This is a genomic window from Pseudomonas sp. PS02290 (assembly GCF_029960075.1).
Classification (GTDB): domain Bacteria; phylum Pseudomonadota; class Gammaproteobacteria; order Pseudomonadales; family Pseudomonadaceae; genus Aquipseudomonas.
Map to the genome: position 1 here is coordinate 1 of NZ_JASCOY010000114.1, position 13,835 is coordinate 13,835.

The window sequence follows — 13,835 nt, forward strand, 5'->3', positions numbered from 1 at the left end:
GGCTTGCAGCGCGCCGGCAATCGATGTGGACCAATGCTCTTCATCCACCGTGCGACCGTTTTCCGCGCCCTGAATGCGCACCGGATAACCCGTGCCACCGGCCAACGCCGCAACTCGCTGGGCGCTGTCGGCGCTGCCGGTGGTTTGCACGACGGTGATTCTGCCCAGCGCTTCGCCCTTCTCCAGGGCCTGGGAAATGAACAGGTCAGCATGGGCCTGAAGAAAACGGCTGGTGCCGAACTGAAGAATGGGGGTGAACGGGGTCGCGTGCATGGCCGCGCCTCCTAGCATTCGACGATGGCTTTGACGACCCGCTGGGCAGGGTCGAGCAGCGTGGTGAAGCGTTCGGTCACTTCGCTCAGGGCCATGCGGTGGGTGTTGAGCGCTGCGTCGGGGATCAGGCCGTCGCGCAGGCATTGCTCGACGTAGCGGAAGTCTTCGACGGTGGCGTTGCGACTGCCCATCAGGGTCGCTTCGCGCTTGTGAAATTCAGGGTCGGAGAAGCTGATGGTGTCGCGAACGATGGACACCAGCACGTATTTGCCACCGTGGGCAATGAACTCGAAACCGCGCTCCATGGCCTTGGCGTTGCCGGTGGCGTCGTACACCACATTGAAAAACTCGCCCTGGGTCACTTGCTCCAGTTGCTGTTTGTCGTCTGCGCCGATCAGCACGGCCGAATCGATCTGCAGGTGCTGCTTGCAGAACGTCAGGCGGTCCTCGCGGGTGTCGAGCACAGTGACTTTCGCCCCACGCAGGCGGGAGAAAATCGCCACCGCCATGCCGATCGGGCCAGTGCCGACCACCAGCGCTCGCTGGCCGGATTGCACGTCCGAACGACGCACCGCGTGGGCGCCAATGGACAGAAACTCGATCATGGCTGCCTGATCCAGCGTCACGCCGTCGGCCTTGAGTACGAAGCCGTGGGGCAGGCTCAGGTATTCAGTGAACGCGCCGTCGCGGTGGACGCCCAGCACTTGAATGCGCACGCAGCAATTGGTCTTGCCCTGACGGCAGGCGATGCAGTCGCCACAGGACAGGTACGGCATCACGTACACCACGTCGCCGGGCTCAAGCCCGCTGCCCGCCTCGCTTTGCTCGACGATGCCGGAAAATTCGTGGCCCATGACCCGGGGGTATTCAAGGAACGGCTGGTTGCCGTTGAAGATGTGTAGATCAGTGCCGCAAACCCCGACCCGCTTGATGCGAACCAGCGTCTCGCCGGGTGCGCGTTCGGGTTTCGGACGGTCGAGGGCCAGCAGGGAACCGGGTTTTTCGCAGACGACGGTGAGCATCTTCTCTCTCCAGACCAGGCACGCCGGCGTCGCTGAAACGGCCAGAGCCGCAGGTTACCGGGCAGTGATCTTGTTGTTGTGAGGTGGTGAATGGATTCTGGAAGCGCGGGCCGCAGTTGCAGTGGCTTGGGCGATGACAAGTGCGGCGCTGCAGGAAAAAACTACACAGCCGCCCGCCCATTGGCAAGACCAATTAGACAATTATGCTATTGGCCTTACCAAATTAGCCCTTCAAGTATTCGGCGCGATTGCCCGTGCCACAGCTATAAATCCCCTCCACCCATGGTTATGATCGGAGCCCATGAATTCCCCATTGCCGATCCGCTCGCCCTGCCCGCCCGGCGCTTGTCAATGCGACCGCGACCGCCTGTTGGAGCTGGAGGGTGCGGACGTGCGCATCCTTCGCCTGACCCGGCAGGAAGAGAAACGCCTGCTCGACCGACTGGAAAATATCGCCAGCCTGGAAGATCTGCAGCGCCTGCAACAGCGGATGTTCGAGCAACTCGGCATCCGCCTGGACATCGCCCCCGGCTTCAATGAAGTGCGCAGCATGCGCGGCATGGTCATCGACATCGCCGAATTGCCCGGCATGTGCCGCAAGACCCGCGCCGCGATCCCTGCGGCCATACGCCGGGGCCTCGAAAAGAACCCCGAGATCGCCTGGCGCCTGCTCAACGCCCACGACTTGTTGCGGGATGCCTGACCACAGTGACAGGCCCTCAGGGTCTGGCACCGGAAACCAGCATCCATACCGCCTCAGTTCTCCCAGTCAGCCTTGTCGATCTTCAACCCGTGCAGACCGTTGTAGGCCGCGCGTTTAGGCTGCTCCCAGCCCTGGAGCAACGCCGCATCAATGTCGTAGATTTCGACGCTCAACGGCCGGCACACGGTCAGCGGATCCTGGGCATCCGGGCCCCACAGTGGCAATGAAAGGTCGCCGCCGGGGCACGTTGACAACGCGCAAAGCAAGGTCGATTTCGGCGAAGAACTCAAGGTAATCGCCCTGTTTGGCAGGGCAGGCTTTCATGAAATAAAGATCGTCGTGATTCAAGCCGGTGCACTGGAAGATGTTCAGCACGTCGTGCACGTCGAATTCGGTCAGGCCGTGGGGCAACACGGCGCGGGTCAGGTTCGAATGGCAGTGATGGTGAAAGTCTTCGCCGGTGAGCATCTTGTTGACGTAGGGATCGCAGCGGGTGCCGAGCAGGTCATGCAGCCGACCGCCATGTTCGTCGATGCCATAGCTGGCGAGGCTATCGTCGGTGATGGTGACCATCGGCCGCAGGAACGGCAGGTTCGACCACAGACGGTCGTGTGTCGTGACGTGGGCGCCCTGCAATTGCCGGGTGCGCGCGGCCCACATGCGTTCGCGTGGGTCATCGGCGCTCCAGACATTGAAGTCGCCCACTTGCGGGCCCACCGGTGTGGTCACACGGAACACCTGCCCGGCCTTGACCTTCCACGCCCGCCCGGTGCGGATCGGCACTTCGAACTGCTCGACCAGGGTGCGGCTGTCCTGCGCCTCACGGATGCGTTGATAAAACGCCGTGTCGACCTGCAGCGCCGAGCCTTTGCTGACCTGATAAGCAGCGGGATAGTCTTTGAACATGGGTGCTCCTGGCGAGTGATTGACTTCTAAGGGATTTGAGCACAGCACAGCCCGTGCCAAGGGCTTTCAGAGATTAACGAACCTCCCTGATTTGGAATTTAATTTCCATCTGTACAAGCAATAGAACTGCGGCTAGCATTGCGACAGCCTCACCGAGGCCCCGAATCGACCTCAACAAGACCTCATCGAGAGGCTTCAGGGGATTCACATGCTCGACCGCGCCAGACGTTTTTCCATCAAGCAGATTGCAACTCAGGCCGGCGTGAGCAAGGCGACGGTCGATCGCGTCCTGCATCAGCGCGGCAGCGTGCATTACCAGACCCACCGCCGCATTCATCAAGCCCTCGAGGAACTCGAAGCCCAGGAAAAATCCGGGCCTGCGGTGGGCCGCACCTTTCATATCGACGTCATCCTGCACACGCCCAAGCGCTTCAGCGACGCGGTGCAGGAGGCGATTCTCGCCCAGCTCGGCAGTCTGGCGCCGTTTCGGATCTTCCCGCGCTTTCACCTGTATCAAGCCATCGGCACACAGCAGATGCACGACCTGATTCTGCGCTGCGTCGAAAAAGGCAGTCAGGGCCTGATCATCAAGGCCGCGGATGAATTGCCGATCAACGAAGCGGTGAATCAGGCCACGGCGGCGGGTGTGCCGGTGGTGACCTTTGTTTCCGATCTGCCCCAGAGTGAGCGCATCGGTTACATCGGCATGGACAATCGCACTGCCGGGCAGACCGCGGCGTACCTGATGTCGCGCTGGCTGGACGATGCCGCCCAGGACGTGGCCGTGGTGATCAGCAGTGAGCTGTTTCGTGGCGAGGAAGAGCGAGAAATGGGTTTCCGCACCTGGCTGCGCAGCCGTGCGGCGCATTTGCGCGTCGTCGACGTCACCGGAGGGTTCGGGGTGCATGAGCCGACTTTCGAGAAAGTGACTCGAGCGCTGCAGGACAATCCGTCGATCAAGGCCATTTACAGCGTCGGCGGCGGCAACCGCGCGATCGTCGAAGCCTTTGCCGCACTGGATCGCCCCCTTGAGGTGTTCATCGGCCACGACCTCGATCAGGAAAACCGCCAACTGCTGGCGGAAGAAAAGATTGCCGCGATCATCGATCACAACCTGCAGGTCGACGCCCGCAACGCGTTTCTGCACATCCTGCAGTTTCATCGCCTGTGGAAGGCGGTGCCGATTCCCGTTTCCCACGTGCAGGTGGTCACGCCGTTCAACCTGACGCACTGATGTGCAGCCGCACCCGTTACGCCGATCACCCCATAACAACAATCCCGGAGATCCCCCCATGCTACGCATTGCTGTCCTCGGCGCAGGCCGTATCGCCAACATTCACGCCGCCAACGTGGCCGCCAATCCCAACGTGCAACTCACGGTGATCGCTGACCCCTGGCGCGAAGGGGTTGACACCCTCGCCGGAAAGCTGGACTGCGCCGCGGGCTATGACTGCGCCGAAGCCATTGCCCGGGACGATGTGGATGCGATTGTCATCGGCACGCCCACCGACACTCACATCGACCTGATGCTGCGGGCGGTCAAGCTAGGCAAACCGGTGCTGTGCGAGAAACCCATTGATCTGGATTTCGCCAAAGCCGCCCGCGCGGTGGAAGAGATCGAGCGCCTGAACGGCAAAGTGATGCTCGGTTTCAACCGCCGCTTCGACCCCGACACCCTGCAGATGCGCAAGGCCATCGCTCGCGGGGACATCGGCGAGGTGCGCCAGGTGGTCATCACCAGCCGTGATCCGGGTCTGGCGCCGGTGGAATACCTGACCCACTCCGGCGGCATCTTCCGCGACATGACCATCCATGATTTCGACACCGCGCGCACGCTGCTCGGCGAAGAACCCATCGAAGTCATCGCCATCGCCAGCCGACTGGTGGAGCCCGCACTGGCGCAAATCGACGACTACGACAGCGTGATGGTGCTGCTGCGCACCGCCTCCGGAAAACAGTGCCACATCAATTGCTGCCGCGAAGCCGTGTACGGCTATGACCAGCGCCTGGAAGTGTTCGGCTCCAAGGGGATGATCCTCAACGACAACCATCGCCCGAGCACCGTGCGCAGCTACAGCGCCACGCAAACCGAAGTGCGTGAGCCGCTGGAGAATTTCTTTCTCGAGCGTTATGCCGCTTCGTATCGCATCGAGCTGAACCAGTTCATCGACGCGGTGCGGGGCAACGAATCCCTGCCCACCAATGCCCGCGACGGTTTGAGAGCCTTGCATCTGGCCAACTGCGCCATCGAATCGATCAAGACCGGGCGGACGGTGAAGGTGGAAATCTGAGTCGCGGAGAAACGCGTCGCCCGAACTCAGGATCGGGCAGGTGAACATTTTGTGGGGGATTGCCCGTCGTCAAGACGCCACGGTATCGCGCAGCAGATGCGGTCCATGTGGGAGTGAGCTTGCTCACGAAGACAGCATTCCAGTCGCCAAAGATTCTGCGGATGGACGGCCCTTTTCGCGAGCAAGCTCACTCCCACAATGTTTATCGCCGGCATCTCGGCAATCACGTCATGTTCGACGTTTCCCTGCGCATCACTTGAAATCCCGACTGCGCACATCAAGCCCGGTGAGCATTGGCGTGAGGTCGAACAATCGCTGGGCGATGACGTGACGCACGCCCTTCTGGAATTCGAACTTGCCGAACACCTGCATCAACTGCGACCCCACCAACACCTTGCGTTGACGCTCGGCCAGATCACGCCAGACCACGACGTTGATCATTCCGTGTTCATCTTCCAGCGTCACAAAGGTCACGCCACTGGCGGTGCCGGGCCGTTGTCGACCGACGACAAGCCCGGCAACGCTGAAGCTTCGGCCGTGCTCCTCATCCAGCAAATCCTTTGAACTGCGAAAACGCTTCGCCGCCAGTTTATGGCGCAGCAAGGCCAGCGGGTGCGGCCCGAGTGTGGTGCCGAGGGTGTCGTAATCCGCCGCAAGGTCTTGGGCGACACTCGGCAGCGGCAGCGCGACCTGGGCCTCTTCGCCAAAACAGTCGTCGCCGAACAACGGCCGTTGCATCTCGACGCCGGCGATCTCCCAGCGCGCCCGATGACGATGTCCCACCAGGCCGCGCAACGCGCCGGAATCCGCCAGCGCAGCACGGGCCCGGTTGTCCAGTTCGGCGCGAATGCACAGGTCGGCCACGTCCTTGAAATCTCGGACACCACGGGCCTGTTCGATGCGCGTGGCGTCCTCCTGGCGGAACCCCTTGATCATGCGCAGGCCCATGCGAATGGCCAGGTTCTGGTTGTATTCGCGGCCGGCAACCGGCTCGAGCGAACAGTCCCAGTCGCTGTAACGCACGTCCACCGGGTGCACGTCGATCTGGTGGCGGCGGGCGTCCTGCAGCAATTGATCGGGGCTGTAAAAACCCATGGGCCAGCTGTTGATCAGCGCGCAGGTAAAGGCTGCCGGCTCGTGGCATTTCAGCCAGCAACTGGCGTAGGTCAGCAGGGCGAAACTGGCGGCGTGGGACTCCGGGAAGCCGTAACTGCCGAAGCCCTTGATCTGCTCGAAAATGCGCTGGATAAACTCGTCCGGGTAACCCTTTTCCTTCATGCGCTCGCTGAGACGGATGCGATGGGGCTCAAGACCGCCGTGGCGCTTCCAGGCGGCCATGGAACGTCTCAGTTGATCCGCCTCGCCGGGGGAGTAATCAGCAGCAACGATCGCCAGTTGCATGACCTGTTCCTGAAACAGGGGCACGCCCAATGTGCGCTCGAACACCACTTTCAGTTCATCGGACGGGTACGTTACCTCTTCTTCGCCGTTCTTGCGGCGCAGATACGGGTGGACCATGCCGCCCTGAATCGGCCCGGGGCGGACGATGGCGACCTCGATCACCAGGTCATAGAAGGTGTTGGGTTTCAAGCGCGGCAGCATGGACATCTGCGCCCGCGACTCGATCTGGAACACGCCGATGGTGTCGGCGCGGGTGATCATGTCGTAGGTCGGTTTGTCCTCGGCGGGGATGGTCGCAAGGGTCAGGTCGTAACCGCGATAACCTCTGACCAGATCGAATGTCCGGCGCAGGGCGCTGAGCATGCCCAGGGCGAGGATATCGACTTTGAGCAGGCCCACCAGATCGAGGTCGTCCTTGTCCCACTGAATGATGGTGCGGTCCGCCATGGCGGCGTTTTCCACAGGCACCAGGGTTTCCAACGGATGCTCGGAAATCACAAAGCCGCCGGGGTGCTGGGACAGATGCCGGGGGAAGCCGATGAGTTCGCCGGTCAGCGTCAGTACCCGCCGCAGGATCGGGCTGTCGGGTTCGAAACCGCATTCGCGCAGGCGTTCGGCGGGCGGCATGCTGTCGCTCCAGCGGCTGAAACAGTCGGCCAGGGCGTTGATCTGGTCGGGCGGCAAACCGAGGACCCGCGCCACATCCCGGACGGCCCCCGCACCGTGGTAGGTACTGGCAACCGCAGTGAGCGCCGCCCTGCCCCGGCCGTATCGACGGAACACGTATTGCAGCACTTCCTCGCGCCGTTCGTGCTCGAAATCCACGTCGATGTCCGGGGGTTCGTCGCGCTCTTCGGAGATGAAACGCTCGAACAGCAGATTGCTTTTTGACGGGTCCAGCTCGGTGATGCCCAGGGCGAAACACACCGTGGAGTTGGCCGCCGAGCCCCGTCCCTGACAGAGGATGTGCTGGTCGCGGGCGAAGCTGACGATGTCGTGCACCGTGAGGAAGTAACTCTCGTAACGCTTGGCCGCGATGACCTTCAGCTCTTTTTCGATGTTGCTGCGGGCGACGTCTGGCACGCCCTGAGGCCAGCGACGGCTGGCGCCCTGCTCGGTCAGGTGCCGCAACCAACTGCTGGGGGACTGGTCAGGCGGCACCAGTTCATGGGGGTATTCGTAGCGCAATTCACTGAGGTCGAAGGTGCAGCGTCGGGCGATGTTCACGGTTTCAATCAGCAGGCTCGACGGATACAGCTCGCCCAGCACCGACAGCGGTCGCAAATGCCGCTCGCCGTTGGCAAACAGCCGATGCCCTGCCTCCGCCACGGTGGTGTGATGGCGAACGGCGCTCATGGTGTCCTGCAAGGCCCGACGACCGCGGGCGTGCATGTGCACGTCGCCACTGGCAACGGGAGGAATCGCGATGGCCCGTGCCATGCCGAGCAAGGTGTTCAGACGCTTTCGATCATCCGGACCGCAATGCAACTCGACACTCAGCCACAGATTCTGCTGAAAAATTCCACGCAGCCATTCACCTTGTTCCCGCCGGGTCGGGACGTCCTGTTCAAGATCCGGCAGCCACAGCGCCAAAAGCCCCGAGAGCGGCGGCTGGAAGTCCTCGCGCAGCAAGCGGTATTCGCCCTTCTTGCTACGGCGCCGACCCTGGGTGATCAAGCGACACAAAGCCTGGTAACCGGCGAGGTTCTCCACCAGCAAAACAATTTTCGGCCCGTTCTCGACGGTGATTTCGCTGCCGATGATCAGCGGCAGTTCACATTCCTTCGCCGCCTGCCACGCCCGCACAATGCCCGCCAGGGTGCATTCATCGGTGATCGCCAGCGCTTGATAGCCATGAAGTTTGGCCCGCTCGAACAGCTCCTTCGCACTCGACGCCCCGCGCTGAAAGCTGAAGTTCGACAGGCAATGCAGCTCGGCGTATGCCCCGCTCATGCGAACCAGCCGTGCAGCAACAGGCTGCTGTCGCCGACGCTGCGGTAAGCCCAGCCGCGCTGGCCGTTGCGGGTTTCGACGAGGTAATAGTCGCGGCGCACGTCGCCGCCGTCCCACCAGCCCGACTCGATGCGCTCCGGCCCGGCCAATACGCGCAGACCGGGCTCCGTCAGCAATTCGGGCTCGGGCAACAGCCAGCCGGGGCGCGGCACTTTATGGGTCAGCGCCAGTGGCTTGTTCGGGCAAGCGGGCAGCGAGGCGTGTTCCGGGCGATGGTCGGCATTGAAGCCCAGGCCGGCGACCGCTTCATCCCCAAGCCGTGCGCGCAAACGCTCGCGCAGTTGCTCCCAAGGCATGGTCTGCTGCGGACGGTCGTCGAACAGCTCACGGTGGGTGGGCACGAACGCCGGCAGATCCTTGGCCTGCAATCGCAACGCGCGCACCGGCGACGGCACTTCGACTTGCTCCAGACGGCCCCGCGCCAGCTCGAACAGCATGTTGGCTTCGCGCTCGGCACTGAGCAGGCCGACGGGAATCTGTGTGTCCGGGGCCACGCTGCCGACGCTTGGCACGTGTTCCAGATGAATCACGAAACGCTGAACGCCGCTGTCGCGCCCGGCCAGAAACACCGCCAGATCAGCAATCATGCGCTTGAGCGGGAACAGCAGCGCCTGATGGGACTCGACGTCGAAATTCAGCTCGATACGGGTATCGAAACGGTCCGGCGGCACATAACACTCCAGCCCCATGGGCCGGCGCCCGAACAGCGTGTCGAGGTGTTGCAGGACCGCCGCCGGGAAACGCCGGGCCAGGGTGTCACGGGGCAACGCCTGAACCTGTCGTACGCGATTAAGGCCCATGCGCGCCAGGGCCGTGGCGACTTCGGTTGGCAGGCCGATGCGGTTGACCGGCATCTGTGCCAGCACCTCATGCAGTGCCTCGCCATCGGTCACGGCCAGACCATCATGGGCGTTGGCGAGCATGCGGGCCGCCAGAGGATTGGGCGCCGCGACGATGCGATGGGTGAAGCCCAGCTCGGTGAGTTCCTGACGCAGACGCGCTTCGAACACCGGCCACGGCCCGAACAGGCCAAAGCTGGATTCAACCTCCATCAACAGCACGCGCGGGTACTTGAGGCTGACGTGTGAACTGAAACGGTAGGCCCAGGCGGCCAGCAAACGGTGCCAGCGCTCGGTTTCGTCGGGGTCGTATTCAACCGTGGCGAACTCACGGGTCATGGCATGGGCTGCGGTTAACGACTGGCCGGCACGCAGGCCCATTGCCCGGGCCGCCGGGTTGACCGTCTGCAGCACCCGGCGCTGCGCCGTGCCGCTGACCAGCGCCAGCGGTTCTTCAGGGTTTTCGCGACGACGCATGACGCCGTCCAGCGCCAGCTGCGGCAGGAGGACACAAGCCCAGAGCATGGCAACCTCAAGCGTCAGCAGTGAACGGAACGGGGGAAGCAGGCGCCAGCCCGCCGCGACACTTGAGCACCCGCAACTGGCTGGGGCGAGCGTCGATGGCAATGCGCAGCGCGGCCGGTGACGGATTGGCGGCCGCCTCATGCCCGCGGCAGGCAAAGGCCAGGGTTTCACCGGTTTCGGCGGCCACCTGCAACCGACGCAGGGCACGGTCGTCGACCTTGGTCGGCCAGCACAACACCGCGCCGCAACTGCCCGAGCGCAAGCATTGCTCCACCGCCCATAAGGCATCGCGCTCGTTGGCGTGGATGATCGACAACTGCCTCAGGTCGATGCCCGCCATCTGCCAGGCCTGGGCATAGGGGAGATAGGGAGGCGCGACCAGCACGATGCGTTCGCCGCTGTCAGCAAGCCGCGCCAGGGTCGGCCACATCAGCCGCAGTTCACCACTGCCGTTGGCCGCCACCAGCACTTCGGTCATCGCCGCAGGGGGCCAGCCTCCCATGGGCAACGCCGCGTCGAGGGCCGCATGGCCGGTGGGCTGGGCGGCAACCGAAGGCGTCTGCTGACGCCCCTTCCAGACGCGCCGCTCGTCCAGCAGCGCGTCGAGGCTGACCACCGCGCCCATCATTCCCGGCGCACCAGGCCACAGAACACACCTTCGATGGCGAAGTCCTGGTCGGGCCGAACAATGATGGGTTGATACGCCGGGTTGCGCGGCAGCAAACGCAGCTGATCATCGCCGCGCTCAAGGCGCTTGATGGTCACTTCGCCGTCCAGCCGGGCAACGATGATCTGCCCGTCGCGGGCGTCGGCGCTTTGCAGGATGCCCACCAGATCGCCATCAAAGATGCCGTCGTCGATCATCGAGTCTCCGCTCACCCGCAGCAGGTAATCCGGGACGCGCATGAAGGTGCGGCTGTCCAGCGTGAAGGTGTCGTGGTTATCGAGGTCGGGGCCAATGGGCGCACCGGCGGCCACCCGACCGAGGACGGGAATGTCGAGCATCTGCGGCCGCGGACGGGTGTCCACCAGCCGGATGCCGCGGGCCTGGTTGGCGGTGACTTCGATCAAACCGGCATCGGTGAGCGCCACGATGTGCTTGCGCGCGACACTGCGGGAAGCAAATCCGAAGGCTTCGGAAATTTCAGCCAGGCTGGGAGGCTGGCCATTTTGGGCGATGCGATCTCGAATGAACGTGAGGATGGCAGCGCGTTTTGGGGATAGGGTCGTCATGGAGCACAGTTGTACTCTTCTCGACTAAACCTGACTAGCGCCTCTTGTCGATCCGGCTGCAATTTTTGTAACAGAGCGGCGAATACGGGGAATCACCACCCTGCTCAAAAGCCCTTTCTTTAGCGCTCAAACAGCGCTTGAATCTGCGGATACGCGAGGCTGGTCTCGATGACCGTTTCCGAGCGCCCTTCCTCCAGAAAGCCCCGTGCCAGTTGCTCGGCCTGTCCCCACAAGGTCTGGGCGATGCTGGATCCGGCGCTCAACCGGCGAACGCCCAATGCGGCCAACGCATCGGCGGCGGGCAGTCCCTGTCGCGCCAGCAGATTGAGGGGCAGACCGATGCCTGCAACGACGGCTTTGATCTGCTCGACATCCACCAGGGCCGCGACGAACAGGCCGTCCGCACCCGCCTCCCTGTAAAGCTGGCCTCGCTTCAGGGTTTCCTCCAGGCGCAGCTCATCAGGGACCAGACTCGCCAGGTAAACGTCCGTGCGGGCATTGATAAAGACGTCCAGCCCGTTACGGGCCGCCATGCTTTTGATCGCCTCGATCTTGCGGGCCAGCAGATCCGGCGCGTCGGAACCGTCCTCGATATTGATGCCGATCGCCCCGACGTCCAGCACCCGCTTGACGTTCTCCGCAACGGTTTGCGGGTCGTCCGAATAGCCGTTTTCCATGTCCACCGACAGCGGCACCTTGATCAATCGCGCGATGCTGGCCGCGACGCTGACCGCAATGTCGACCGGAAACACCCGGCCATCGGCATAGCCCTGGGCCCAGGCGACCCCGGCGCTGGTGGTCGCAATGGCCGTGGCGCCGAGGCTTTCGAACAGCCGCGCGCTGCCCGCGTCCCAGGCATTGGGCAGACGCAAATCGGTGGATTGGTGGTGCAGTGAGCGAAACGTCTGAGCGGAACCGGGCATGATCATCTCCATTGATTTAAGGGTCGGCCGTTGCGTACGTTTTCAAGCGGCGTGTTGCGTGAAGCTTTGCGTAAACCGTGAAGCGATTGATTCAGAACAGTGACGCCTGGGTCGAAGCCACTGCCATGACGCGCCTTCCCCGCTGTACCGGCTGATACCCCTCCAGGGTCAGCAGCAGGTGCTTGGCATCGAGGCCACCCGCAAAACCGGTCAGCGCACCGGAGCTGCCGATCACCCGATGACAGGGGGCGATGATCGAGATGGGGTTTTTGCCGTTGGCGGCTCCGACCGCGCGCACGGCGGCGGGGTTGCCGATCTGCAGGGCAATGTCTAGATAACTGCGGGTTTCGCCGAAGGGAATATTCAGCAAGGCCTGCCAGACTTTCTGCTGAAAATCCGTCCCATGGAATTCGAGTTCAAGCTCGAAGCGCTGACGGCGACCTGCAAAGTATTCGGCGAGCTGGCGTTCGGTCCGGTCAAGAATATCGCTGCCGTCATCTTCGCTCATGGCTCCGAGCAGCACGCGGTTCGGGCGGTCGTTTTCCCACAGCACGGCGGCCAGACGCGGGCCCTTGGCGATCAGTTTCAGCTGCCCAACCGGGGAATCGATGAAACGGTAGGTGAAGATCATCGTCTGGCTCCTGCGCTGGTTTTTACTCTCGATACGGGCGCGCCGGGATTAACTGGAATCGTCCGTACGTCGACATACTACTCGCGCGCCCTTCCCGAACCACCCGGTTCTTGCGCTCGAACTCGCCGGTCAGCCGCCCTTCTGCTTGCCCGCCGCATCCGCTGCGGAATTCCAGATGTGCATCGCCGCATACGCGCGCCAGGGTTTCCAGGCGTCGGCCCGCGCCTTGTGCTGTGGCAGGCGCAGCAGGCTCGGCTCCTGCAGGGTCATGAGATTCATCAGCACCAGATCGGCGGCGGGCCAGGCGTCCGGGTCACGCCAGGCGCGCATGGCGATGTATTCCACGGTCCAGGGGCCGATGCCGGGCATGGACAGCAACTGTCGCCGCACATCGCCGAGGTCGCCATGGCGCACGTCAAGGGACAGCTCGCCACTGGCCACCGCTGCGGCGAGACGCTGCAGGGTGTCGACGCGCTTGCCGGGCATGCCGATCTTGTCCAGGTTGGCCTGCGCCAAGGCATCCGGCGTCGGGAATCGCCACCCCAGCTGTTCATGCAGCCCCTCGCTGACCTGAGCCCCGGCGCGCTGCACCAGGCGACCGACGATCGTGGTTGCACCCTTGACGCTGACCTGCTGCCCGACGACCGTGCGCACCGCCAGCTCGAACCCGGAAAACGACCCCGGCACGCGCAGCCCCGGGCGACGCTGCACCAGCGATGCCAGCCACGGGTCTTGCGACAGGGCGTGGTCGATGATCTGAGGTTCGGCATACAGATCGAACATATGAGAAACCGGCACGATCAGCTCATCAATGTGCTGGCTCACCTCGCCGTGGGCGGTCGCCAGCAGATGTTGCCCGTCCGGCGCCAGCTCAACCGTCAAGGCACCGTGGCTGCCCTTGAAGTCGATGTTGCGCAGGTACACCCCATCGACCACCGCCTCCACGCCCGCCGTCATCCGCGCCGCGAAGAAATCGAGCATGCGCTGCCAGTCAAACGGTGGGTGAAAGGGTATCAGGCGCGAGGCGTGGGGCTGGAGAGGTTGAAGCATGGGGGAACCGCCGGAAGTCAGGGTC

The 13,835-nt window shown here is 63.3% G+C and carries 11 protein-coding genes and 2 pseudogenes; 3 read left to right on the forward strand and 10 right to left on the reverse strand.

Translation table 11 applies throughout. The features are described 5' to 3' along the window. Together QMX88_RS26155 and QMX88_RS26160 are read right to left on the reverse strand one after the other, a co-directional pair. Nucleotides 1-273: pseudogene (locus QMX88_RS26155) on the reverse strand (mannitol dehydrogenase family protein); the annotation flags it as partial. An 11-nt stretch (nucleotides 274-284) separates the two neighbouring features. After that, nucleotides 285-1,295 carry a zinc-binding alcohol dehydrogenase family protein gene (locus tag QMX88_RS26160; RefSeq protein WP_282373164.1) on the reverse strand — a complete coding sequence of 337 codons (1,011 nt, stop codon included), beginning with the start codon at nucleotides 1,293-1,295 and terminating at the stop codon, nucleotides 285-287. Between the two features lie 301 nt (nucleotides 1,296-1,596). Between QMX88_RS26160 and QMX88_RS26165 the strand changes: the two genes are divergently transcribed. Continuing rightward, nucleotides 1,597-1,998, forward strand: a complete 402-nt coding sequence (locus QMX88_RS26165) for a hypothetical protein (RefSeq protein WP_282373165.1) — start codon at nucleotides 1,597-1,599, stop codon at nucleotides 1,996-1,998. A 53-nt stretch (nucleotides 1,999-2,051) separates the two neighbouring features. On the opposite strand, the pseudogene QMX88_RS26170 reads toward QMX88_RS26165, so the two are convergent. Further along, a pseudogene (locus tag QMX88_RS26170) lies at nucleotides 2,052-2,904 on the reverse strand (urea carboxylase-associated family protein). 208 nt (nucleotides 2,905-3,112) lie between these two features. Between QMX88_RS26170 and QMX88_RS26175 the strand changes: the two are divergent. Both QMX88_RS26175 and iolG read left to right on the forward strand, forming a co-directional pair. Beyond that, nucleotides 3,113-4,138: a LacI family DNA-binding transcriptional regulator gene (locus QMX88_RS26175; RefSeq protein ID WP_336620248.1), complete on the forward strand. Its 1,026-nt coding sequence runs from the start codon at nucleotides 3,113-3,115 to the stop codon at nucleotides 4,136-4,138. A 58-nt stretch (nucleotides 4,139-4,196) separates the two neighbouring features. Further along, entirely contained in the window at nucleotides 4,197-5,195 is a 999-nt protein-coding gene (iolG, locus tag QMX88_RS26180; RefSeq protein WP_282373166.1) for an inositol 2-dehydrogenase, read from the forward strand. A 252-nt stretch (nucleotides 5,196-5,447) separates the two neighbouring features. Here iolG and QMX88_RS26185 read toward each other — a convergent pair whose 3' ends face one another. From QMX88_RS26185 to QMX88_RS26215, 7 genes are all read right to left on the reverse strand, one after another. Next, nucleotides 5,448-8,549: an error-prone DNA polymerase gene (locus QMX88_RS26185; protein WP_282373167.1), complete on the reverse strand. Its 3,102-nt coding sequence runs from the start codon at nucleotides 8,547-8,549 to the stop codon at nucleotides 5,448-5,450. Then, complete coding sequence (locus QMX88_RS26190; RefSeq protein ID WP_282373168.1) at nucleotides 8,546-9,973, reverse strand: Y-family DNA polymerase; 1,428 nt, start codon at nucleotides 9,971-9,973, stop codon at nucleotides 8,546-8,548. Before QMX88_RS26190 ends, QMX88_RS26185 begins: the two co-directional genes overlap by 4 nt. Before the next feature lie 7 nt (nucleotides 9,974-9,980). After that, entirely contained in the window at nucleotides 9,981-10,598 is a 618-nt protein-coding gene (imuA, locus tag QMX88_RS26195; protein WP_282373173.1) for a translesion DNA synthesis-associated protein ImuA, read from the reverse strand. Beyond that, entirely contained in the window at nucleotides 10,598-11,215 is a 618-nt protein-coding gene (gene lexA, locus QMX88_RS26200) for a transcriptional repressor LexA (RefSeq protein ID WP_282373174.1), read from the reverse strand. The genes imuA and lexA overlap by 1 nt, the downstream gene beginning before the upstream one ends. Before the next feature lie 110 nt (nucleotides 11,216-11,325). After that, complete coding sequence (locus QMX88_RS26205; protein WP_282373169.1) at nucleotides 11,326-12,129, reverse strand: isocitrate lyase/PEP mutase family protein; 804 nt, start codon at nucleotides 12,127-12,129, stop codon at nucleotides 11,326-11,328. A gap of 91 nt (nucleotides 12,130-12,220) precedes the next feature. After that, nucleotides 12,221-12,760 carry a methylated-DNA--[protein]-cysteine S-methyltransferase gene (locus QMX88_RS26210; RefSeq protein WP_282373170.1) on the reverse strand — a complete coding sequence of 180 codons (540 nt, stop codon included), beginning with the start codon at nucleotides 12,758-12,760 and terminating at the stop codon, nucleotides 12,221-12,223. 129 nt (nucleotides 12,761-12,889) lie between these two features. After that, nucleotides 12,890-13,835 (reverse strand): DNA-3-methyladenine glycosylase family protein (locus QMX88_RS26215; protein ID WP_282373171.1); only part of this gene is annotated, 946 nt, incomplete at its 5' end.